21 protein-coding genes and 2 riboswitches are annotated in these 22382 nt (G+C 67.2%); of the genes, 11 read left to right on the top strand and 10 right to left on the bottom strand.

Features of this window, described 5'->3' with window-relative positions:
* Nucleotides 1-78: 78 nt before the first annotated feature.
* The 3 genes from IU514_RS06560 to IU514_RS06570 form a co-directional block, all read right to left on the bottom strand.
* Nucleotides 79-1152, bottom strand: coding sequence for a polyketide cyclase (locus IU514_RS06560; RefSeq protein WP_194930276.1), 1074 nt, complete (start codon nt 1150-1152; stop codon nt 79-81).
* A gap of 330 nt (nt 1153-1482) precedes the next feature.
* A complete protein-coding gene (locus IU514_RS06565; RefSeq protein ID WP_194930277.1) occupies nt 1483-2124 on the bottom strand; it encodes a response regulator in 642 nt (213 codons plus the stop codon).
* Nucleotides 2121-3317, bottom strand: a complete 1197-nt coding sequence (locus IU514_RS06570) for a sensor histidine kinase (protein ID WP_194930278.1) — start codon at nt 3315-3317, stop codon at nt 2121-2123. Before IU514_RS06570 ends, IU514_RS06565 begins: the two co-directional genes overlap by 4 nt.
* Before the next feature lie 271 nt (nt 3318-3588).
* Between IU514_RS06570 and IU514_RS06575 the strand changes: the two genes are divergently transcribed.
* The 9 genes from IU514_RS06575 to IU514_RS06615 all read left to right on the top strand — a co-directional run bounded on the left by IU514_RS06575 (nt 3589) and on the right by IU514_RS06615 (nt 12688).
* Nucleotides 3589-4197 (top strand): GNAT family N-acetyltransferase, encoded by a 609-nt coding sequence (locus tag IU514_RS06575; RefSeq protein ID WP_194930279.1) that lies wholly within the window; start codon nt 3589-3591, stop codon nt 4195-4197.
* On the top strand, nt 4194-4967 hold the full coding sequence (minC, locus tag IU514_RS06580) for a septum site-determining protein MinC (protein WP_194930280.1): 774 nt from the start codon (nt 4194-4196) through the stop codon (nt 4965-4967). Before IU514_RS06575 ends, minC begins: the two co-directional genes overlap by 4 nt.
* A gap of 25 nt (nt 4968-4992) precedes the next feature.
* Nucleotides 4993-5802 (top strand): septum site-determining protein MinD, encoded by an 810-nt coding sequence (minD, locus tag IU514_RS06585; protein ID WP_194930281.1) that lies wholly within the window; start codon nt 4993-4995, stop codon nt 5800-5802.
* Nucleotides 5803-5804: 2 nt separating this feature from the next.
* Nucleotides 5805-6071: a cell division topological specificity factor MinE gene (gene minE / locus IU514_RS06590; protein ID WP_194930282.1), complete on the top strand. Its 267-nt coding sequence runs from the start codon at nt 5805-5807 to the stop codon at nt 6069-6071.
* 72 nt (nt 6072-6143) lie between these two features.
* Nucleotides 6144-6626, top strand: coding sequence for a hypothetical protein (locus tag IU514_RS06595; protein WP_194930283.1), 483 nt, complete (start codon nt 6144-6146; stop codon nt 6624-6626).
* A gap of 122 nt (nt 6627-6748) precedes the next feature.
* Complete coding sequence (locus IU514_RS06600; RefSeq protein ID WP_194930284.1) at nt 6749-7681, top strand: hypothetical protein; 933 nt, start codon at nt 6749-6751, stop codon at nt 7679-7681.
* A 157-nt stretch (nt 7682-7838) separates the two neighbouring features.
* The gene (locus tag IU514_RS06605; protein ID WP_194930285.1) at nt 7839-9833 is read left to right on the top strand and encodes a M2 family metallopeptidase; all 1995 of its coding nucleotides are present in this window, start codon (nt 7839-7841) and stop codon (nt 9831-9833) included.
* Nucleotides 9834-10111: 278 nt separating this feature from the next.
* Nucleotides 10112-11545, top strand: a complete 1434-nt coding sequence (locus tag IU514_RS06610) for an amidohydrolase family protein (protein ID WP_228760531.1) — start codon at nt 10112-10114, stop codon at nt 11543-11545.
* Between the two features lie 57 nt (nt 11546-11602).
* Nucleotides 11603-12688, top strand: a complete 1086-nt coding sequence (locus tag IU514_RS06615; RefSeq protein ID WP_194930287.1) for an aromatic ring-hydroxylating oxygenase subunit alpha — start codon at nt 11603-11605, stop codon at nt 12686-12688.
* Nucleotides 12689-12727: 39 nt separating this feature from the next.
* Here IU514_RS06615 and IU514_RS06620 read toward each other — a convergent pair whose 3' ends face one another.
* The 3 genes from IU514_RS06620 to IU514_RS06630 form a co-directional block, all read right to left on the bottom strand.
* On the bottom strand, nt 12728-13987 hold the full coding sequence (locus IU514_RS06620) for a multidrug effflux MFS transporter (protein ID WP_194930288.1): 1260 nt from the start codon (nt 13985-13987) through the stop codon (nt 12728-12730).
* A gap of 9 nt (nt 13988-13996) precedes the next feature.
* Nucleotides 13997-14452, bottom strand: a complete 456-nt coding sequence (locus IU514_RS06625; RefSeq protein WP_194930289.1) for a VOC family protein — start codon at nt 14450-14452, stop codon at nt 13997-13999.
* A 93-nt stretch (nt 14453-14545) separates the two neighbouring features.
* Entirely contained in the window at nt 14546-15358 is an 813-nt protein-coding gene (locus IU514_RS06630; RefSeq protein ID WP_194930290.1) for a hypothetical protein, read from the bottom strand.
* A gap of 142 nt (nt 15359-15500) precedes the next feature.
* Nucleotides 15501-15600: riboswitch (glycine riboswitch) on the top strand.
* Between the two features lie 3 nt (nt 15601-15603).
* Nucleotides 15604-15720: riboswitch (glycine riboswitch) on the top strand.
* Nucleotides 15721-15775: 55 nt separating this feature from the next.
* Here IU514_RS06630 and gcvP point away from each other — a divergent pair.
* Entirely contained in the window at nt 15776-18646 is a 2871-nt protein-coding gene (gene gcvP / locus IU514_RS06635) for an aminomethyl-transferring glycine dehydrogenase (RefSeq protein WP_194930291.1), read from the top strand.
* 104 nt (nt 18647-18750) lie between these two features.
* Here the strand turns inward: gcvP and IU514_RS06640 are convergent, their stop codons facing one another.
* The 4 genes from IU514_RS06640 to IU514_RS06655 all read right to left on the bottom strand — a co-directional run bounded on the left by IU514_RS06640 (nt 18751) and on the right by IU514_RS06655 (nt 21498).
* A complete protein-coding gene (locus IU514_RS06640) occupies nt 18751-19236 on the bottom strand; it encodes a hypothetical protein (protein ID WP_194930292.1) in 486 nt (161 codons plus the stop codon).
* A gap of 115 nt (nt 19237-19351) precedes the next feature.
* Nucleotides 19352-20326 carry a hypothetical protein gene (locus IU514_RS06645; protein WP_194930293.1) on the bottom strand — a complete coding sequence of 325 codons (975 nt, stop codon included), beginning with the start codon at nt 20324-20326 and terminating at the stop codon, nt 19352-19354.
* A 50-nt stretch (nt 20327-20376) separates the two neighbouring features.
* Nucleotides 20377-20655, bottom strand: a complete 279-nt coding sequence (locus IU514_RS06650; RefSeq protein WP_194930294.1) for a DUF4242 domain-containing protein — start codon at nt 20653-20655, stop codon at nt 20377-20379.
* A gap of 42 nt (nt 20656-20697) precedes the next feature.
* Complete coding sequence (locus tag IU514_RS06655; RefSeq protein WP_194930295.1) at nt 20698-21498, bottom strand: methyltransferase domain-containing protein; 801 nt, start codon at nt 21496-21498, stop codon at nt 20698-20700.
* 149 nt (nt 21499-21647) lie between these two features.
* Here IU514_RS06655 and IU514_RS06660 point away from each other — a divergent pair, with 149 nt between their 5' ends.
* Nucleotides 21648-22367 carry a response regulator gene (locus tag IU514_RS06660; protein ID WP_194930296.1) on the top strand — a complete coding sequence of 240 codons (720 nt, stop codon included), beginning with the start codon at nt 21648-21650 and terminating at the stop codon, nt 22365-22367.
* Nucleotides 22368-22382 lie beyond the last annotated feature (15 nt).

Consider the following 22382-nt stretch of genomic DNA (forward strand, 5'->3'; position numbering starts at 1 on the left):
GTTCCGGGATGCAAAAAAAAACGCGCCGCGGAAATCCGCGGCGCGCTTTCTTGTTACCGGTTGCGATTGACGCAGTGCTTACTTCAGCACCCAGTACACGTCGTACTCGCCGTCTTCGGTGAAGCCCTTGTCGATGCCGCCCTTCCACGACTCGTACGGACGCTCGATGGTCTCGTAACCGCGGGTCAGCGACCAGGCGCGCAGGGCGTCGCGGATCTTCGGCAGGTTGGCCATGTGGCCCTTGAACGGAACCATCGCGACCTTGGCCGGCTCGCGGAACTCGAACGTGACCGGACCTTCCAGCTTCACGTCCAGCTTGGTGGCCGGACCCGTCGCACCGGCCTTGCGGACCGGCTGGGTGACGTCGAACGAATAGGTTTCCGAACCGAACTCGTTGGTGACGATGCGCACCGGACCGGCAGCCTCGAGGCCGTTGGCGGCCATGACCTTGGTGATCCACTGCATGTTGTTCTGCATCGCGCGCTGCACGGCTTCGTTGCTGCGCTCGACCGCGGCGGTCACGATCAGCAGGTTCTCGGCCGGACGCTCGACGGTCTTCGGCGCCAGCGACGGGTCGTCCTTGCTCATCTCGGCGTAGTCGTAGTTCGGCACCGTGGCGAGCATGTTGGACAGGCGCGACAGGCCCAGCTTCATGTCTTCGCCGACGCTGCTGCTGACGTACAGACCGGCGTAACGGCCGATCAGGTTCCAGCCGTAGTCGACGTCGTAGGTCTGGGTGATCTCGACGTTGCGGCCCATGCGGCCGGTCGGCTTCAGCGTGAAGACGGTGCGCTTGTTGCGGCCCGGCTCGATGTCGGTCAGCGCATAGGCGACGCGCTTGCCCGGCTCGCTGGCGGTGATCTCCCAGCTACCCTGGCGCAGACCCTTTTCCTGGGAGTCGTAGTCCAGACGCGCACCGACGCCGGATTCCGGACCCGACAGCTTGAGCTGCATCTTGGGGTCCTTCATCACCAGCGGGTTCCAGTCCGGGAAACGGCGCAGGCTGTTGATGGTGTCGAACACGATCGTCACCTTGCGGTTGGTCTCGACCGAATGCGACAGGTGGCGGTTATCGGGCAGCAGCACGCCCACAATCAGAAACAGGGCGAGGACGATCGCCAGGGAAATCAAAATTTCGATCAGACGGGTCATTCAGGGTTCTCCAGGGCCGTGACCCGGGCCGGGCCGGGGCGCAGACCGACAATCGTAGCAAGGAAGCTGATCGGAGCGTAGCCGTCCATTCACTCGCCCGATCCGGCACGGGCCGGTACTGGTGACCCGATTTCGTCCGGCCGCGGCCGGCCACGAGTGCCCGGGCGCTGTGCCGGCCGCGGCCCACCGTTCGCCTGCGTAGACGCGAAGTGACGAAGTCGAAGGGTCGGCCCCTGCAACTCGAAGGCCTTGATCGGGCGCAGTTTGCGAACCATCGGTTCGCGCGCCCGCGAACGCCCGGCGCGCTGCGCCGGGCGGGACATCCTGCCGTCAGACCAGTTGCAGTTCGAAGGCCTTGAGTACGGCCCGGGTGCGGTCGCGCACGCCGAGCTTGGACAGGATGTTGGACACGTGGTTCTTGATCGTGCCCTCGGCCACGCCCAGGGAGTTGGCGATTTCCTTGTTGGAGAAGCCGCCGGCCATCAGGCGCAGGATTTCGGTCTCGCGCTCAGTCAACGGATCCGGGCGGTCCAGACTGACGAAGTCGTTGCGCATGTGCTCGAGCCCGGACAGCAGGCGCTGGGTCACCGCCGGCTGCACCAGCGAACCACCGTCGGCCACCGTCTGGATCGCGCCGACCAGTTGCTCCAGCGACACGTCCTTCAGCAGGTAGCCCTTGGCCCCCGCCTTGAGTCCGGCCAGCACCAGCTGATCGTCGTCGAAGGTGGTCAGGATGATGGTGGGTGGCAGGTTGTTGGTCCGGGCCAGCGCCTGCAGAGCCTCCAGCCCCGACATCACCGGCATGCGCATGTCCATCAGGACCACATCCGGATTCACCTGCGGAATGATCTCCACCGCTTGGCGGCCGTCGCCGGCCTCGGCCACGACCTCGATGCCCTCGGCCAGCGCCAGCAGCGATCGCACACCCTGGCGGACCAGGGTCTGGTCGTCCACTAACAACACACGGATCATGCGATCACTCCTTCACAGGCAGCGGCCGCAGCCGCCGAGGCCGGCAGCGTGAGGTAGAGGCAGAAGCCTTCCTCCGGCCGGGTTTCGATTTTCAGGTTGCCGCCGTGCTGCATCAGACGCTCGCGCATGCCGCGCAGGCCGTTGCCGCTGACGAAGTTGTCCGCACCGCGGCCGTCGTCGCGCGCGCTCATCGTGATGCATTCCTTCTCGCGACGCGCGCAGATCCACAGGTTGCGCGCGCCGGCGTGGCGGACCGCGTTGGTGATGATTTCCTGGGTGCAGCGGAGCATCACGTGGGCGCGCTCGGGATCGTCGACCGTCAACGGCGCCTCGATGTCCATGTGGATGTCCAGCGCAGGCACGTTCTCGGCCAACGGCAGCAGGGCCGCGGACAGGTCGATCGCGCCTTCCTCGCGCAGCTGGCTGACCACCTCGCGCACGTCGGTCAACAGCAGGCGCGCCAGGGTATGCGCCTGCTGGACATGCTCCTTGGCGCGCCCCTCTGAGAGATGGCCGGCGACCTCGAGGTTGAGGCTCAGCGCGGTGAGGTGGTGGCCGAGCAGATCATGCAGCTCCCGCGAGATCCGGGTGCGCTCGTTCACGCGGACGCTCTCGCCGAGCAGGGCGCGGGTGGCACGCAGCTCCGCATTCAGGCGGCGCTGCTCCTCGCGGGCCTCGGCCTGCTGGCGGGCGACCAGCGCGGTCACGAACACCAGGCTGGAGAACCCCATGTAGGCCATCGCCTGCAGCACCGCCAGGGTCGGCGGGAAGTCCAGCGCCATCACGAAAACCGGGATGGTCGCGATATTGCCGCCCACCAGCCAGGCCAGGCCCCAGCGGACCGGCATCAGCCAGGGCAGCAGGCCGGCCACGACCATCAGCAGGATGCTGCTGAGGCCGGTGCCCGAGAAATAGCCGACCCCGATCGCGCAGGTCGTCAGCAACAGCAGCAGGACGTGATCGACCACGCCCGGCTGGCGCTGGCCGAGCTGGTGGGTGATCCACCAGTACACGACGCCGAAGGCCAGGTAGGCCGCCAGCCAGCGCAGCACCAGCAGGAACGGCGGGCCGCCCGACTCGGGCTGGAGGATGGTCGGGTCGAACCAGATGTTCAGCAGCCACAGTCCGACCGCGGCCCAGGTGAACAGGCCGGCATAGCGCAGCAGTCGCGAATGGTTGAGTCGGGCCAACATGTCAGCATGCTAGCTGTATCAAGGCCCTGCCGGGCCATCCGAAAGTCATGCCTGAGCCCTCGCTGCCAATCTCCGCTCGCCGGAAGGGTCCCTGCACCCGGCCGGCGCGAAACGCCGGCGAGCCACGACACGCCGGACGCGGGTAGCCCGTACAACCCCCCAACGCACCGGCTTACGAGCACCGTCGAGCGGTCGCCGCAGTTCAAAGGCCATGCGATAATGACTTTTAAGGCCGCCAGTTTCTGCGGCCGCTGAACTGTGGAGTCCTGGAATGTCGATCGTCGTCCGCGACGTGCGAGAGCACGAGCTGGATTCCGTCCTTGCCCTCAATAACGCCGCCGGACCCGCGATCCTGCCGCTGGATGCGGCCAGACTGCGTCACTTCTTCGAGACCGCCGAGTACTTCCGCGTCGCTGAGCGCGATGGCACCCTCGCCGGCTTCCTGATCGGCATGGGCGCCGGCGCGGATCACGACAGCAGCAATTTCCGCTGGTTCCGCGAGCGCTATCCGGACTTCTTCTACATCGACCGCATCGTCGTCGCCAGCCGGCGTCGCGGTGGCGGTGTCGGCCGCGCGTTCTACGCCGATGCGCAGAGCTACGCCGAGCTGCGTTACCCGCAGCTGGCTTGCGAGGTCTTCCTCGAAGGCACCAACGATCCGGTGCTGCTCTTCCACGGCAGCTTCGGCTTCCGCGAAGTCGGCCAACACCTGATGACCGAGACCGGGCTGCGCGCCGCAATGCTGATGAAACAGCTGTGCAGCTATCCGTGGGTCCATGAGACTTACGGCAACGCACTGCCCGACGTGCCGTGGATCACCCAGCCGCGCACCTCCAACCAGGCCGCGCTGGTGCGCCGCCCGACGGGAACCTGCCCATGAGCGTGGCGGTGGACTACGAACAGGCCGGCGAACTCAAGATCGGCCAGGTCGGCATCGCCAATCTCCGCATCCGCACCCTCGACGTTTCCCGTCTCGTCGAAGAAATGCGCAGCCGCGTGCAGCGCGCGCCGAATCTGTTCGCGCGCGCCGCGATCGTCGTCGACTTCGGCGGCCTCACGCGCGCACCGGACACGAACACCGCGCGCGCCCTGATCGAAGGACTGCGCGATGCCGGCGTGCTGCCGGTGGCGATCGCCTACGGCACCAGCGAGATCGAACGCCTCTCCGAGGCGCTGGGCCTGCCGCTGCTCGCCAAGTTCCGCGCCTCGTACGAGCGCGCCGATGGCGCCAAGCCAGAACCCGAACCAGCGCCTCCGCCGCGCCGCGAAGCGGCTGCGGCGGCGCCCGCACCGGCGCCGGCACAGGCCGCCGCGGCGGCATCGCCAGGCATGATGCTGGCGAAGCCCGTGCGTTCCGGCCAGCAGATCTACGCCGACAACCGCGACCTGACCGTACTCACAACGGTCGGCGCCGGTGCAGAAGTCATTGCAGACGGCTCCGTGCATATTTACGGTGCATTGCGAGGGAGAGCACTGGCGGGGGCGCAGGGCAACGAAGAGGCGCGCATCTTCTGCCGCGAGTTCCATGCGGAGCTCGTGGCGATCGCCGGGCACTACAAGGTGCTGGAAGACATACCGAAGGACCTGCGCGGCAAGGCCGTGCAGGTCTGGCTCGAAGACCAACAACTTAGAATCGCGGCGCTCGACTGACGCTGCATCACCGGAGGATCAGAACTTGGCGGAGATCATCGTAGTCACCTCGGGCAAAGGCGGCGTCGGCAAGACCACGACCAGCGCCAGCCTCGCCTGCGGCCTCGCGCGCCGCGGCCACAAGGTTGCCGTCATCGACTTCGACGTCGGCCTGCGCAACCTCGACCTGATCATGGGCTGCGAGCGTCGCGTGGTTTACGACTTCGTCAACGTCGTCAACGGCGAAGCCTCGCTGAAGCAAGCGCTGATCAAGGACAAGCGCTTCGACACCCTGCACGTGCTGGCCGCCTCGCAGACGCGCGACAAGGACGCGCTGACCAAGGAAGGCGTGCAGAAGGTGCTGGAAGACCTGGCCGCCGACGGCTTCGACTACATCGTCTGCGACTCCCCGGCCGGCATCGAGAAGGGCGCGTTCCTGGCGATGTACTTCGCCGACCAGGCCGTCGTCGTCGTGAACCCGGAAGTGTCGTCGGTGCGCGACTCCGATCGCATCCTCGGCCTGCTCGCATCCAAGACCCGCCGCGCCGAGAACGGCGAGCGCGTCAAGGAGCACCTGCTGCTGACCCGATACAGCCCCAAGCGCGTGGAAACCGGCGAGATGCTCAGCATCGGCGACGTCGAGGAAATCCTCGGCCTGAAGTCGGTCGGCGTTATCCCTGAGTCCAGCGACGTGCTCAACGCCTCCAACAAGGGCGAGCCGGTGATCCTGGAGACCGAGTCCGATGCCGCCCAGGCTTACGACGACGCGGTGGCGCGCCTGCTCGGCGACACCCGGGCACTGCGATTCACCACGGTGGAGAAGAAGGGCTTCTTCAGCAAGATCTTCGGAGGTTGACCATGGGTCTGTTCGATTTCCTGCTTCAGAAGAAGCAGACCGCCACGATCGCCAAGGACCGCCTGCGCATCATCGTCGCGCACGAGCGCGCCGGCCGCGGCGGCACCAGCCCGGACTACCTGCCGATGCTGCAGCGCGAGCTGCTGGAAGTGATCCGCAAGTACATCAACGTCGATGCCGATGCGGTCAAGGTCGACCTGATCGGCGACGGCGACAACAAGGTGCTCGACATCTCCGTCGCGCTGCCCGAGTCGCCGGCTCAGGCCTGATGTCCGCATGCGTCATTCCGGCGAGGCCGGAATGACGCATGGGGCGATGAAGCAGTTCCACCGAACGCCGCCATGCTGATCCTCGCCGACGTCCGCTTCGACGACGTCGCCCACCTGCTCGCCCGCTACGACCTGCAGTTGCAGCGCGTGGACGACGGCCATCCGATCCCCGGCAGTTACTGGGGCGAATGCGAAGCGGGCCTGATCGGAAGCACCGTCTACGCACGCAGCGACACGCCGCTGCACTCGCTGTTGCACGAAGCCTCGCACCTGATTGTGCTGCCGCCCGAACGCCGCGCCGCGGTGCACACCGACGCGACCGATTCGGTGGAGGAAGAAGACGCGGTGTGCGTCCTGCAGGCATTGCTCGGCGATGTCCTGCCCGGCGTCGGCCACGAGCGCGTGCTCGCCGACATGGACGCCTGGGGCTACACATTCAGGCTCGGCTCGGCGCGTGCGTACTTCGAAGATGACGCCGACAACGCGTGGCGATGGCTGCATGCGCGCGGCCTCGCCGATCTGAATCTGCGCAAGATCTGCTTGCCCGGCAGCTGAACTGTTCAGCGCATTGCGATGCAGCGGCTTCGACGCTGGCCTGCATCGAAGAACGCATGCGTTCCTTCTGATTACAGGGGATTTCCCACGGCTTCGCATCGAAGCCCAATTCAGGAGGCAACATGGACGTGCGTATCGGCGCATGCACCTTGATCACCGCAGCCGGACTGCTTGCCGGCATCCATGACGCGTCGGCGGAGCGGCTGCTGACCATACGCGACCAGTCCACCGGGCAGAGCGTGACGCTGACCGGCGACAATGCGGGATTCCTCATCGACGGCAGCGGCGACGGCGTCAACATCGATGTGTTCGCGCAGTCAGCCAAGCTGGGGCCTGCGTTCGTGTCCGGTGCGACGTGGTTTATGCGCTTCGAGGCGCCGCCAGGCGAGACGCTGCAGCCTGGCCGTTACATCAACGCCGGCTGCCCGTTCGCGCTGCGCACGGGCCGCGTACCGTCCATGCAGGTGACCGAGGACAATCCGATCTGCCGCCCGGATACCGATTCAATCTGGGGCAGCTTCGAGATCCGCCAGATCGCCTACGACACCGCCGGCAAGATCTCCTCGATCGAACTGACCTTCAGGCAGCACTCCGGTTCGCCCGACGCACCGCCGCTGGTCGGCCTGCTGCGGCTGGATACCGACCCGCTGTCGTTCGTCGTGGAAAGCGATCGGCGGTTCGCACTGGGACAGACTTCGCAGAAGAACTTCGGCGACTCCAGCCTGTTCTCGCTCAACGGCACCACGGCGGGGATCGACTACACCGCCTCGGTGATCAAGGACCACTGGGCGATCACGATCGCTCCGCCGGAAGGGCAACTGCTGCAGGCGGGCAAGACCTATACGACGCGCAACTTCGCGACCGGCCCGAACGCGGGGCTGGTGGTGTTGCGCGGCCTGGGCTTCCGGGGTTGCAGCGACGCGACGGGCACGCTGCGCGTGCGCGGGCTGAACACGGACTCCGCGGGCAATGTCGTCGGATTGCATGCCGATTTCGAGTACCGCTGCCCCGGTTCGAACGCAGCCCTGCGCGGCACCATCCGTCACCACCTCTGAGGGAGGGGGACCGCCCGGAACTTCCGGGCCCGGAGCGCCGGCCGAACCCGGCCGCGCTCCGCTTTGCCGGCCTTGGCCCGGAACTTGCCAGCAGCGCCCCGCCCCTACTAGCCTGCGCACTCCACGCGCCGGCACCGGCGCCCGCAGAGGAAGTCCCGTGAACCACCGTCATCTCCTGCTCTCGCTGGCCGTTGCCACGAGCCTGCTTTCGCTCTCGGCCTGCAAGAAGGAGCCGACCCCGGCGACCGGCACTGCCGGCACCCAGGCTCCGTCCGGCGAAACCGCCGACCAGTTCGTCGCGCGCGTCAACGAGGAATACCGCAAGGCATTCCCGGAGATGACCGCTGCGCAATGGCTCTCGTCGACGTACATCAACGACGACAGCCAGCTCATCGCCGCCAAGGCCAATGAGCGCTCGCTGGCCCAGCTCAATGCATGGATCGAGCAGGCCAAGCAGTACGAAGGCAAGGAGATGTCGCCGCAGACCGCGCGCGCGATCCAGCTGCTCAAGCTGATGACCGCGATGCCGGCGCCGAAGGATCCGGCCAAGCTCACCGAACTCACGCAGATCGCCACGCGCATGGAAGGCATGTACGGCGCGGGCAGCTACTGCACCGGCAACGGCGACGCCAAGAAGTGCCGCCAGCTCGGCGACCTCGAGGACGTGCTGCGCCACAACCGCGACTACGACGCGCAGCTCGACGCGTGGCAGGGCTGGCACACGATCTCCCAGCCGATGCGCAAGGACTACACGCGCTTCGTCGAACTGGTCAACGAGGGCGCCCACGAGATGGGCTTCGCCGACACCGGCGAGATGTGGCGCTCCGGCTACGACATGACGCCGGCCGAGATCTCCGCCGAGACCGACCGCCTGTGGGGCCAGGTCAAGCCGCTGTACGAGCAGTTGCATTGCTATGCGCGCACCAAGCTCGAAACCAAGTACGGCGCCGACAAGGGCCACGTGGCCGGCAACATGCTGCCTGCGCACCTGATGGGCAACATGTGGCAGCAGGACTGGGGCAACCTCTGGGACATGCTGCAGCCGTACCAGAACGCCGGCAGCCTCGACATCACCGGGGCCCTGGAAGCGCAGTACCAGCAAGACCTCGCCGCCGAACTTACCAAGCACCCGGGCGAGCGTTCGTCGTCGCAGATCTCGCAGATCGAGCATGACGCACAGCTGGCCGTCGCCAAGCAGATGACCGAGCGCGCGCAGGACTTCTACATGTCGCTCGGCATGCAGAAGCTGCCGGAGAGCTACTGGACCAAGACCCAGTTCATCAAGCCGCGCGACCGCGACGTGGTCTGCCACGCCAGCGCGTGGGACATGAACATGGCGGGCGACGTGCGCACCAAGATGTGCATCAAGCCCAACGAAGAAGACTTCACCACGATCTACCACGAGCTGGGCCACATCTATTACGACCTGGCCTACAACAAGCAGCCGCCGCTGTTCCAGAACGGCGCCCACGACGGCTTCCACGAGGCGATCGGCGACACCATCGTGCTGGCGATGACGCCGAAGTACCTGCAGTCAATCGGCCTGGTCGGCGAGCAGCAGCAGTCCAAGGAAGCGCTGATCAACGCGCAGATGCGCATGGCGCTGGCCAAGGTCTCGTTCCTGCCGTTCGGTCTGATGATCGATCGCTGGCGCTGGGGCGTGTTCGACGGCTCGATCAAGCCGGGCGACTACAACAAGGCGTGGTGGGAACTGAAGGCCAAGTACCAGGGCGTCGCTCCGGTCGCCGCCCGCGGCGAGGAGTTCTTCGACGCCGGCGCCAAGTACCACGTGCCGGGCAACACCCCATACACCCGCTACTTCCTCTCGCACGTGCTGCAGTTCCAGTTCTACAAGGCGCTGTGCGACTCGGCCGGCTACAAGGGCCCGCTGTACGAGTGCAGCTTCTACGGCAACAAGGCGGCGGGCGCGAAGTTCCAGGCGATGCTCGACAAGGGTGCCAGCCAGCCGTGGCAGAAGACGCTGAAGGAACTGACCGGCGGCGAGAAGATGGACGCCTCCGCGGTGCTTGAATACTTCGCTCCGCTGCAGGAATGGCTGAAGCAGCAGAACGAAGGCCAGACCTGCGGCTGGCAGGCCTCCGGCGCCACCGCCGCTGCGCCTGCGAAGCCGGAAGCGCCAAAGAAGGGCTGACGGTCCAGCACATCCATCGCAACACCACAGGGCCGGCGCAAGCCGGCCCTGTTCTTTTGGGGTCGCCGTTCTTTCGGTTGAGCGCGGCAACCGCTGCTTCGACTCGCGGCCCCCTCCCACGGATCGGCCGTGTTCAGCCCATGCCGCCGCCGTCACATTCCGCACATCGAACCGGCCGACCAGGCGCTCGACGAGCCCCGACACGGCGCGGATACTGATACTTCAATGCCACCCCGATGAACGGGGTTCCGCATCACGGTCACCGCATGAAACAGTCCATGCTTCCCCTCGCCCTCGCCGCACTGCTGGTCACGGGCCAGGTCCATTCCGCCGAACGCGTCGACCTGCTGGTGCGCGATGCCACCGTCATCGACGTCGAGTCCGGGAAGCGCCTGCCCCACCGCGCCATCGCCGTGCGCGACGGCCGCATCCTCGCGATCGTCCCGTCTGCCAAGGCGCGGCGCTACGAGGCCACTCGCACCATCGATGCCGCTGGCAAGTACGCGATCCCCGGGCTGTGGGACATGCACGTGCATTTCGGCGGCGGCGACGCGCTGATCGAAGAGAACCGCAACCTGCTGCCGCTGTACCTCGCGCACGGCATCACCGCGGTGCGCGATTGTGCCGGCGACCTCAGCCCGAGCGTGTTCGAATGGCGCGCCGCCACGGCCTCGGGCGAATTGCTGGGCCCGACGATCTACACCTCGGGTCCCAAGATCGAAGGCTACAAGTCGATCTGGCCCGGTGACCTGGAAATCGGCACCGAAAAGGAACTCGACGCCGCGCTCGACCAGTTGCAGGGCTGGAAGGTCGATTTCGTCAAGATCACCGACAACACGCTGTCGCCCGAACTGTTGCTCGCCGCCGTGCGCGAAGCCGGCAAGCGCGGCCTGAAGACGTCGGCGCACGTGCCCTACTCGCTGACGCTGGACGAGGTCGGCAGTGCCGGCCTGGATTCGATCGAACACATCGATTACGCCTTCAAGGCAGGCTCGCCGCTGGAGAAGTCGCTGGGCGAGGCCATCGCCCGCGGCGAGATCAACAGCCGCGATGCCTTCACGCAGTGGGAGGCCACCTTCGACGCGACTCGCGCGCGATCGGCCTATGCGCGCCTTGCGCACAACGGCACCGCGATCACACCCACGCTCAACGGCAGCCGGGTCGTGGCGTACCTCGACCAGGACGATCACCGCAACGACGACTACCTCAAGTACATCGGCCCGGGCCTGCAGGCCACTTACAGCTGGCGCGTGGAGCGCGCTGCCAAGGACGATGCCGAGGCCATTCGCCGCCGCCACGAACGCTTCGAGAAGAGCGCATCGCTGTTGCCGATGTTGCAGGAGTCCGGCGTGACCATCCTCGCCGGCACCGATGCCGGTTTCCTGAACTCATACAACTACCCCGGCATCGGGCTGCACGACGAACTCGGCTGGCTGGTGCGCTACGGCCTCACGCCGTTGCAGGCACTGCAGGCATCGACGATCAACGGCGCCCGGTTCCTCGGCCACGCCGACACCCACGGCACGCTGGAGGCCGGCAAGGCCGCCGACCTGGTGCTGCTGGACGCCGACCCGCTGCAGGACATCGCCGCCACCCGCCGAATCGACACCGTGGTGCTGAAGGGCGAGGCCTACGACCGGGCCCGTCTGGACGCCATGCTGGCCGACGTGGCGGCACGCGTCGCGACGCAACAGGCGGCGGCGAAAAAGTAACTGGACGCTCCTCGGCGGCAGTGGTTCAGGCCGCCCCGGAGCGGTCATACTCCGGGCATGAACCGCACCGACGCCATCGACATCACCCTCGTTTCCCAGCCGCTCGACCACGCCACCTCGCTGGCGGCGCGGTACTACGTCGACCCCGCCATGGTGGCGCGCGACCGCAGCCTGATCTTCGATCGCGGTTGGCAGATCCTGGCCCACGTCTGCCAGCTGCAGAACGCGGGCGACCACGTCGTCGGCGATTTCGCCGGCTTGCCGGTGGTCGCGGTGCGCGGCGGCGATGGCCAGATCCGCGTGTTCCACAACGTCTGCCGCCATCGCGCCGGCCCGATCGCCAGTTGCGACGGCCTGGCCGCGAAGTCGCTGCGCTGCCGCTACCACGGCTGGACCTACACGCTGGAAGGCACGCTGCGTTCCGCGCCGGAAATGGGCACGGCGCCCGACTTCAACGTCGCCGACATCCAGCTGCCGCAACTGGCGGTGCGCGTGTGGCAGGGCCTGGTGTTCGCCGCGGTCGACGAGGCCCATGCGATCGACTTCGACACCTTCGTCGCCGGCATCGACGAGCGTCTTGGCGCCAACCGCCACCTCGAGCGCTACGGCCACCATCGCCGCGTCGGCTACGACATCAACTGCAACTGGAAGATCTACGTCGACAACTACCTGGAGGGCTACCACGTCCCGCACGTGCACCCCGGGTTGAACCGCCTGCTCGACTACCGCAACTACGTCACCGAGACGCACGAGTGGTATTCGCTGCAGTTCAGTCCGCTGGAAAGCGGCGACGACCTCTACGGCAGCGGCGACGCGCTGTATTACTGGATGTGGCCCAACACGATGCTCAACATCGTGCCCGGCCGCCTGCAGACCAACCGCATCATCCCGAAGGGCGTGGACAAGTGCCGCGTCGAGTTCGACTTCTACTACACGATGGACGAGTCCGACGAAGCGTCGGAGCGCAGGCTCGCCGACGTCAGCTTCAGCGACGAGGTGCAGTTCGAGGATCTCACCATCTGCGAGGACGTGCAGCGTGGCATGGCCTCAGGCTCCTACGTGCCGGGCCGCCTCAACCCGCTGCGCGAGAACGCGGTGCACCACTTCCACGAACTGCTGCGCCGGGTCTATCGCGAAGCCTGATCTGCCCCTCCCCTTGCCCGCGCAGCGGGCAGGCGGAGGTCAGAGCGTCTCTTCCGGCACGGTCGCAGCCGCCTCGCCCACGCATGTCGTCTGCGACACGCGCGACTCCCAGCGCCAGAACAGCCAGCCGAGCACCAGGAATCCGATCGCCACGCCCACCAGCCACAGCGTGTGGCTGCTGATCCACGGCGACAGCACGCCTGCGATGAAGGCGTTGAGCACCAGGCTGGTGAAGGCCTGCAGCGACGACGCCGAACCGCGCTGGCGCGGGTACATGTCGAGGATCGCCAGCGTCACGATCGGGAACACGAGCGCGATGCCGAAGGCGTTGAGCATCATCGGCAGCACCGCCCAGGGCACCTGCGGCGTATCGGTCCACAGGTTGTAGCCGAGGTTGAGCAGCATCGCGACCGCCGAACAGGCGAAGCCGATCGACACCAGCCGCTCGCCGCTGACCTTGCCGGCGCACCGGCCCGACACGAACGCGCCGAGGACCATGCCGCTGATCATCGGCACGAAGAACCAGCCGAACTGGCGCTCGTTGAGCTTGAGGATGTCGAGCACGAACGCCGGCGCCGACGAGATGTAGGTCCACAGCGCGGCGAAGTTGAACGCGCTTGCCGCGGCGAGGCGCTGGAAGCGCGGGTTGACCACGATGGCGACGTAGTCGCGCAGCAGGTGGCGCGGCACCATCGGCAGGCGCGCCTGCGGCGGATGCGTTTCCGGCAGCACGCGCCACGTTGCAACCAGCAGCACCACCGAGAACACGACCAGGAACCAGAAGATCGCCGGCCAGTGGCTCCAGCCCAGGATCCAGCCGCCGATCACCGGTGCCACCGCGGGCGCGACGCCGAAGATCATCGACACCTGGCTCATCAGCCGCTGCGCATCGTGGCCGTGCAGGACGTCGCGGATGACCGCGCGCCCGACGATCAGGCCGACGCCGGACGACAGGCCCTGCAATGCGCGGAACGCCAGCAGCGTGCCCAGATCGGTTGCCAGTGCACAGCCGGCCGAGGCGATCGCGAACACGACCAGCCCGCCGAGGATCACCCGGCGCCGGCCGATCGCGTCCGAGAGCGGGCCGTGCACGATGCTCATCGCCGCGTAGGCGACGAGGTAGACGCTGATCGTCTGCTGCATCGCGAGCTTGTCGGCGCCGAACTGCGCGCCGATCGCCGGGAACGCCGGGAAGATCGTGTCGATCGAGAACGGCCCGAACATCGCCAGGCCGCCCAGCAGCAATGCCAGGGCGCGGATGGAGATCGACAGGTTCGGCGCGGGGGCGTCGCTGGACATCGTGCTCGGTCAGGTAGTCGCGGAGGAGGAGGCGGTGTCGATCGGAACTTCGTCGGGCGGCCCCTTCAGTTCGACCATGTTGCCTTCGGGATCGAACAGGTACTGCGACGGCCCTTCGCCTTCAGCGCCATAACGCACGCCGAACTCGCCGATGCGCACGCCGCGTGCCTGCAGGTACGAGACGATCGCATCGCGGTCGAAGGGATCGGCACGCAGGCACAGGTGGTCCATGTTGCGTGCTTGTGTGCCCGGGGGCGTACCGCCCGCGCGTCCTATGGGACCGGCGACATCGACCAGGTCGATCAGCGAGTTACCGGCGCGCAGCTGCACCATGCCGGATTTCTCGAGGCGCCGCTCGACCTGGCAGCCGAGCACGCCGCAGTAGAACGCCTCGGTCGCCGCCATGTCGCGCACGCGCAGCACGACGTGGTCGATCTGCAACAACTGGAACGGCCTGTCGGTCATCACATGCATCCTGCATCGGGGCGTCGAAGCGTGGGCGACAGGATAGCCCCAGTTCGTAGAGAAGGCGTTGCGGAATGCGCGTGTTGCGAACTGTCAGCGCGCCAACGGAGTCACCGGCACCGGATTCGACGCCGCATCCCCGCGCGCTTCGGCATGCGCCCCTTTCCTGCCGATGGATTGCAACCGGGCGATGCTTTCGATCGGAATGGCCTCGGCAACGCGCTCCTCCGGCCACCACAGCATCACGAACGCGCTGGTGCTGCCGAGCAGGCGTGCGGCGCGTGGCTGCGGCGACACGTCCCCCGCCAACGTCACGCGCACGATGTTGCCGGCCTCGCCTTCGCGAATGGTCTGGGCCTTGTTGGCGACGTAGGCGGCCGACGCCCACACCATGCCCCAGAACACCGCCAGCACGACGCCGGTTTCAGGCGCCAGGCCAACGCCCTTCCAACTCCAGCCGCGCAGGTTGGCGAATACCACGCGTCCCCACCAGCGGCGGCGATACGCCTCCGCACGCTCCGGCTGCCTGCGCCGGTAGGTCTCCGGCCAGATGATCACCAGCACCAGTGCCAGCGAACTGACGAGCAGGAGCGCATACGCCGGATCGCGCAGTCCGGCGACCAGATAATCGCTGGCCTGCATGTACTCGAGGATCGGCAGGTCGAAGCCGCGGTAGAAGAAGTAGTTCGACCACAGGCCGATGAACGACACGAACAGGTAGGCCAGCGTCACCAGCAGGCTCGGCTCGCGCAGCAACCTCCGCCACACGTGGACGGCCCACGCCGTCGACTCGGGCTTCGTGGCTGTCGCGCCGGCGCGACCGGATATGGCGATTTCGGCGGCGATGAGGGCTTCCGCGCTTTCGGGGGCGGGGTTTGCGGGCGAATCCTGCTCGGTAACGTTCAAGCGGCACACTCCGTCGTGGCGGGCGCGATCCGGGCATGGACCGGCCCCATGGCGATGTTAAGCCGGATCGCCGGAATCTGAACGGGCGGCTCGCTGCTGCGGCGTCCGAAGCCCGACGGCGACCGGCTATAATTCCGCCTCCACGCACGTGGTGGGAGAAGTGGTCCGGCCTTCGAGGGCTGGACTGCTGCCGAAGGCGCAAACGCCCGTAATCGCTCAGGCCCCCGTACCTCCTCGTGCGAAAACTCTGGAGAGACCGACTGCCGTCATCGGCAGAACCGGCGCCGAAGGGGCAAGAAGCGCGCAAGGGGAATTCCTCCCCCTTCCCCGCCGCTTCCAAACTCTCAGGCAAAAGGACAGAGGGGCGCTTCCAGCCGCAAGTGCATCCGCAACCGCGGCACCAACGACGCCCTCGCCATGTCCCAGACCACGCCTTCCCTGCGCGACCTCGAGCACCACGACGCTTTCATCGAACGCCATATCGGCCCCAACGACGCCGAGATCGCGCAGATGCTGCGCACCGTCGGTTACGACTCGCTCGACGCGATGACCGACGCGATCGTTCCCGCCAACATCAAGTCCGCCGCGCCGCTGGCGCTGCCGCCGGCGATGACCGAGGTCGAGGCGCTGGCCAAGATCCGCAAGGTCGCCGACCGGAACCAGGTCTTCCGCAGCTTCATCGGCCAGGGCTACTTCGGTACGCACACGCCCAACGTCATCCTGCGCAACATCCTCGAGAACCCGGCGTGGTACACGGCCTACACGCCGTACCAGGCGGAGATCTCGCAGGGTCGCATGGAAGCGCTGATCAACTTTCAGACGATGTGCGCCGACCTCACCGGCATGGAGATCGCCAACGCATCGCTGCTCGACGAAGGCACCGCCGCCTCCGAAGCAATGACGCTGGCCAAGCGTTCGGCCAAGTCGAAGTCGAACGTCTTCTTCGTCTCCAATGGCGTGCACCCGCAGACGATCGAAGTGCTGCGCACCCGCGCCGAGCCGCTCGAGATCGAGCTGGTCATCGGCGACGACGCCGAGGCCGTCAGCATCGACAGCTTCGGCGTGCTGCTGCAGTACCCGAACACCTTCGGCCAGGTCCATGACTACCAGGCGCTCGCCAATGCCGTGCACGCGCGCGGCGGCCTGGTCGCCGTCGCCACCGACCTGCTCGCGCTGACGCTGATCGCGGCGCCGGGCGAATGGGGTGCCGACATCGTGGTCGGCAACAGCCAGCGCTTCGGCGTGCCGTTCGGTTTCGGCGGCCCGCATGCTGCGTTCATGGCCTGCCGCGACGCCTACAAGCGCTCGATGCCGGGCCGCCTGATCGGCGTCTCTGTCGACGCCGAGGGCAAGCCGGCCTACCGCCTGACCCTGCAGACCCGCGAGCAGCACATCCGCCGCGAGAAGGCCACGTCGAACATCTGCACCGCGCAGGTGCTGCTGGCGGTGATGGCCAGCATGTACGCCGTCTACCACGGTCCGGAAGGCCTGACCCGCATCGCCCGCCGCGTGCACCGCCTCGCCGCGATCCTCGCCGGCGCGCTGCGCCAGGCCGGCCTGACCGTCGGCCCGGACTTCTTCGACACGCTGCACGTGCTCGACGTCGACGCCGCCGCGATCCACGCCAAGGCCGAGGCCGCGCGCATCAACCTGCGCCGCATCGACGGCCGCAGTGTCGGCATCAGCCTCGACGAGACCACCACGCGCGCCGACGTCGTTGCGCTGGCCGCTCTGTTCGGCGCCAGCGTCGCCGACATCGATGCGCTCGATGCCGCCACAGCCGATGCCCTGCCTGCCGGCCTGAAGCGCTCCAGCGCCTTCCTGTCGCACCCGGTGTTCAACACGCACCACAGCGAGCACGAGCTGCTGCGCTACATGCGCGCACTGGCCGACAAGGACCTGGCGATGGATCGCACGATGATCCCGCTGGGCAGCTGCACCATGAAGCTCAATGCCACCGCCGAGATGATCCCGGTGACCTGGCCCGAGTTCGGCAACATCCATCCGCTGGCACCCGCGTCGCAGGCGCAGGGCTACAAGGAGCTGATCGAGGGCCTGGAAGCGATGCTGGTCGAATGCACCGGCTACGACGCCGTCAGCCTGCAGCCCAACTCCGGTGCGCAGGGCGAGTACGCCGGCCTGCTGGCGATCCGCGCCTACCACCGCTCGCGCGGCGAAGGCCACCGCGACATCTGCCTGATCCCGGAATCCGCGCACGGCACCAACCCGGCCTCGGCGCAGATGTGCGGCATGCAGGTCGTGGTGACCAAGTGTGACGCCAACGGCAACGTCGACGTCGAGGACATCCAGCGCGCCGCCGAGAAGTACAGCCAGCGCCTCGCCGCGTTGATGATCACCTACCCCTCGACGCACGGCGTGTTCGAGGAAGACGTGGTCAAGATCTGCGAGATCGTCCACGCGCACGGCGGCCAGGTGTACACCGACGGCGCCAACATGAACGCACTGGTCGGCGTGGCCAAGCCCGGCAAGTGGGGCTCCGACGTCTCGCACCTCAACCTGCACAAGACCTTCTGCATCCCGCACGGCGGCGGCGGCCCGGGCGTCGGCCCGTGCGCGGTCAAGTCGCACCTGGCGCCGTTCCTGCCGCGCACGTTCGGCGGCGATGGCGAAGTGGGCATGGTCTCGGCGGCGAGCTTCGGCTCGGCTTCGATCCTGCCGATCAGCTGGATGTACGTGACGATGATGGGTAACGCCGGCCTGCGCCGCGCGACCCAGGTCGCGCTGCTCAACGCCAACTACATCGCCAAGCGCCTGGCGCCGCACTACGAGACGCTGTACACCGGCCGCAACGGCCTGGTGGCGCACGAGTGCATCCTCGACCTGCGCCCGCTGAAGGACAGCACCGGCGTGTCGGCCGAGGACGTGGCCAAGCGCCTGATCGACTTCGGCTTCCACGCGCCGACGCTGAGCTTCCCGGTCGCCGGCACGCTGATGGTGGAACCGACCGAGAGCGAATCGATGCACGAGCTCGACCGCTTCATCGACGCGATGATCGAGATCCGCGAGGAAATCCGCGCGGTCGAGGAAGGCAAGCTGGATCGCGAGGACAACCCGCTCAAGAACGCCCCGCACACCGCGACGATGGTGGCCGGCAGCGAGTGGACCCACGCTTATCCGCGCGAGCTGGCGGTGTTCCCGCTGCCGTCGCTGAAGGTGCAGAAGTACTGGCCGCCGGTCGCGCGCGTGGACAACGTCTACGGCGACAAGAACGTCATGTGCGCCTGCATCCCGGTGGACGCGTACAAGGACGACGTCGTCGAGGCCTGATTGTCGAGGCCTGATGTTGAGGCCTGATCCCGGCCGCACCTGGAAATGCACGAGGCCCCGCAATGCGGGGCCTCGTCATTTCTGCCCGGCCAAGCGCGGACCGCTCAATCGCGGCCGCCCGCCAGGCGTCCTCGGCTCAACACGGCATAGCCTTCGCGGCCGTCGCTGCCGCCTGCGCAATCGGGCACCAGTGAAGCATCGAGCGATGCCAGCGTGCAGTTCAACGACACCCTCTGCTGCGCCGACTCCTGCTGCTCGGACTCGATCGGGCGGATGCCACGGCGCTGGCTGCCGCGCGGCACGGCCAGCTTGCCGCGCGAGGCCACGGGGCGATACAGCCCCAGGTCCTCGGCCTGCGCGTACACGCGCACGCGGGGCATGTCGTGGACGCGCAACGCGACCTGCAGCGGGTCCGGCTGCTCTTCACGCTTCACTTCCGGTTCGGCATACACGCGCACGGCCGGCAGGTCATGGATGCGGGTGGCGACCTGCGCCAGTGCCGCGTCTTCTTCCTCACGGAACACCCGCGTTGAAATGGCATGGGTGGCGGCCAGCAGGGCGGCAGCGGCCATCAGGGTCATCAGTTTCATGGTGGCAAGTCCGGTAATCGCGACGCCGGGGGATCGTCGGAACGACATGCAGGCGCGGCTGTGAAAACGGTTCGTTATGGCAGTTCACTTCAAGGATCGACAGTTCGTTGGGACATCAGGAAGGCAGGATCGGCGCTAGCGCGGTAACGATCCGCTGCATCTGTTCCGGCGTGGCCATCTCCAGCAGCAGCTTGCTGAAGCGCGGGTGCTGCACGCCGGAGACGATGTACTGCCAGCGGTAGGCACGCAGCAGCGTCTCGCCGAGGCGGGCTTCCTGGCCCGCGTCGAGCCGCCGCGCGATGCACGCCAGGCTGTAGCGCGTGTCCTGCACCGCCTGTGCCTGCAGGATTCCGTCGACGGCGCCGACCAGCGCGATCAGGTCGTCGACAGCGGCATCGAGCTCGGCCTCGCCGATGCGCTCGTGCTCCGCGCGCCATTCCAGTTCGTCGAGGATCGCGTGCTGGCATTCCTCGCGCCAATGGAACAGGAACACGTCCTTCCAGAGCGGACACAAGCCGGCCTGAGGCGCGATGCTCTGCTCGTAGTGGCTCTGCACGAACAATTCGATGTGGCAGATCAACGCCAGCACCGCCCAGCTGCGGCGGCCGAGCACTTCGCGCGCCACCGCGTTGGGCTCGGCGACGCGCGCATATCCGGCGGGCATGCGCGCGTCCATCATCAACTCCATGCGACGGAACAACTCCTGATGCTTGAGCTCCTCGTCGGAGAAACGCACCAGCGCTTCCAGCGCCGCCTGGTCGCCCAGCCAATGCTGGCCGGAGGTCTGGAGCATCTTCGCGCCGATGAAGCGCTCCACCAGGCCGAACATGTAGGCGTAGGTGCGGCCCTGCACCTGGCTGACGAAGCGGCGCTCGTCCGCGTCGAGGAAGTCCAGCTCATCGACCTTGGACAACCCGACCGGCAGGAAGGTGCGTTCGTAGTCGAACTCGCGGCCGCGGATCACGTCGGCATCGATGTCCCAGCGCACGCGCTTGGACACCTGCACGCAACGCGCATAACGCTGGTGCCGCGCTTCGCTTTCTGAACCTTCCCAGGACTGGACCGGGAGTACGGCGGTTGCAACGTTCATTCAATGACTCCAAAGACCGGCGCGGCCGGCATGAGGCAATCGGCGCCGGATCAGGACGGCGCCATGGTCGGATCGAGCACCGACCGGACTTCGGCGATCGAGTCGGCGGGAATGCCCGCACGTGCGGCGTGTTCGCGGATCAACGACTCGTCGCGCGCCAGATAGACGCAGTAGGTGCGGTCGTTGACGACGTAGGAATGCAGCCACTGCACGCCGGTACCAAGTTCGTCCAGCACCTTGTTCGACTGCAGGGCGACGTCGCACAGCACTTCCGCCGGCTGATCGCCGATGCCGGCGATGTTGCGTTCGATCACGTACTTCCTGAGCATGGCTCACCTCGCTTGTTGCCCCGGCCGGGGCGGGGGCCGGCGTCAGGCCGGCGTCGGACCGGGCTTCACGGCATGGACGTTGACGCCGCATGCGTGGAGCCGGCCATGGAACTTGTGGTCGATGCTGGTGCCGGCGAAGCATTCGAAGCGTTCGGTGACGCGAACGCTGCCCAGCCCGCCTTCCTCGATCAGTTGCAGCAACGCCGGCTCGGTCATGGCGCCGCCGATGCAGGTGGCCCACAGCCCGGCATTGGCGCGGGCACGCTCGTCCAGCTCGCGGTCGAGCACGACATCGGCCAGGAACAGCTGTCCGCCGGGCTTGAGCACCCGCTGGATCTCGCGCAGCACGCGCGGCTTGTCCGGTGCCAGGTTCAGGACGCCGTTTGACAGGACGAGATCGACGCTGGCATCCGCAACCGGCAGGTCCTCGAAAGTGCCCTCATGCAACTCGACACGCTCCAGCACTCCCGCCTGGGCCGCGGCCCGCAACGCGCAGCGACGCATCGCCGGCGTCAGGTCCACGCCGATCGCGCGCCCCTGCGGGCCGGCCGCCAGCGCCGCCAGCAGCAGGTCCATGCCTGCGCCGCAAGCGTGGTCGAGCACGGTCGCACCGGGCTTCACCGCTCCGATACGCAGCGGGTTGCCGACGCCTGCGAACGGCTCGGTGCAATCCGTCGGCAGCGCTGCCAGTTCGGCCGCGTCGTAACCCAGGCGCTGCACCGCATAGGCAGGACCGGTGTGGAAGTGGAAGCGGCCGGCCGGCTCGCGCGCCACGCGTTCGTACATGGCGCGGACCTGACGCTGCAGGTCGTTCGCATCCAGGACGAGCGGGCAATCGCGCATGTCGGTCTCCGTGGCGCCATCGCACTGCGTGATGGCATGGGACCGACTCTAGGCAGCACGCGTAACGGACTAATGTCCGCCGCCCGGAGATTTGTATATCTGTGTAACGCGGGCGGATACTTTCGTCCGGTTCCAAGGCAGGCTCGGCGATGACACATACGCCCTGTGTGCTGGTGGTCGATGACGACCAGCCAACCCGCGAGATGCTGGTGGAGTTCCTCGCCACCCAGGGCTACCGCGCCCTGCAGGCCGAAGACGGCACGGCCATGCGCCGGCAGCTCGAACACGAGGCGCCCGACATCGTGCTGCTCGACGTGCGCCTCCCCGGGGAGGACGGCCTGACCCTGGCACGCTACCTGCGCGAGCGCTACGACGCCGGCATCATCATGGTCACCGGTTCAGGCGACGTCGTCGATCGCATCGTCGGGCTCGAGATCGGCGCCGACGACTACGTCGCCAAGCCATTCGACCCGCGCGAACTGTTCGCACGCATCAAGAGCGTGCTGCGGCGCCTGCAGGCGCGCCCGCCCTCGCCTTCCGCTGCCGTGCCCGACCAGCCGCTCCGCGTTCCGTTCGGACGCTGCACGGTCGACCTCGGCGCGCACCAGGTGTTCGACGCAGACGGCAGCGAGGTGATGGTCACGCACATGGAGTTCGACCTGCTCAGGGTGCTGTACGACAACCCGGGCAAGGCGCTCTCGCGCGACCAGATCCTCTCCCTCACCAAGAACCGCGAATGGGAGCCGTTCGATCGCTCCATCGACATCCGCATCGCGCGACTGCGCCGCAAGGTCGAACGCGACCCCGACCAGCCCCGCGCGATCCGTACCGTCCGCGGCGTGGGTTACATGTTCGTGCCGGAACCGTAACAGCCGCGGCGTTTT

Origin of the sequence: Lysobacter niastensis, assembly GCF_015453285.1 — a bacterium.
GTDB lineage: Bacteria > Pseudomonadota > Gammaproteobacteria > Xanthomonadales > Xanthomonadaceae > Lysobacter_J > Lysobacter_J niastensis.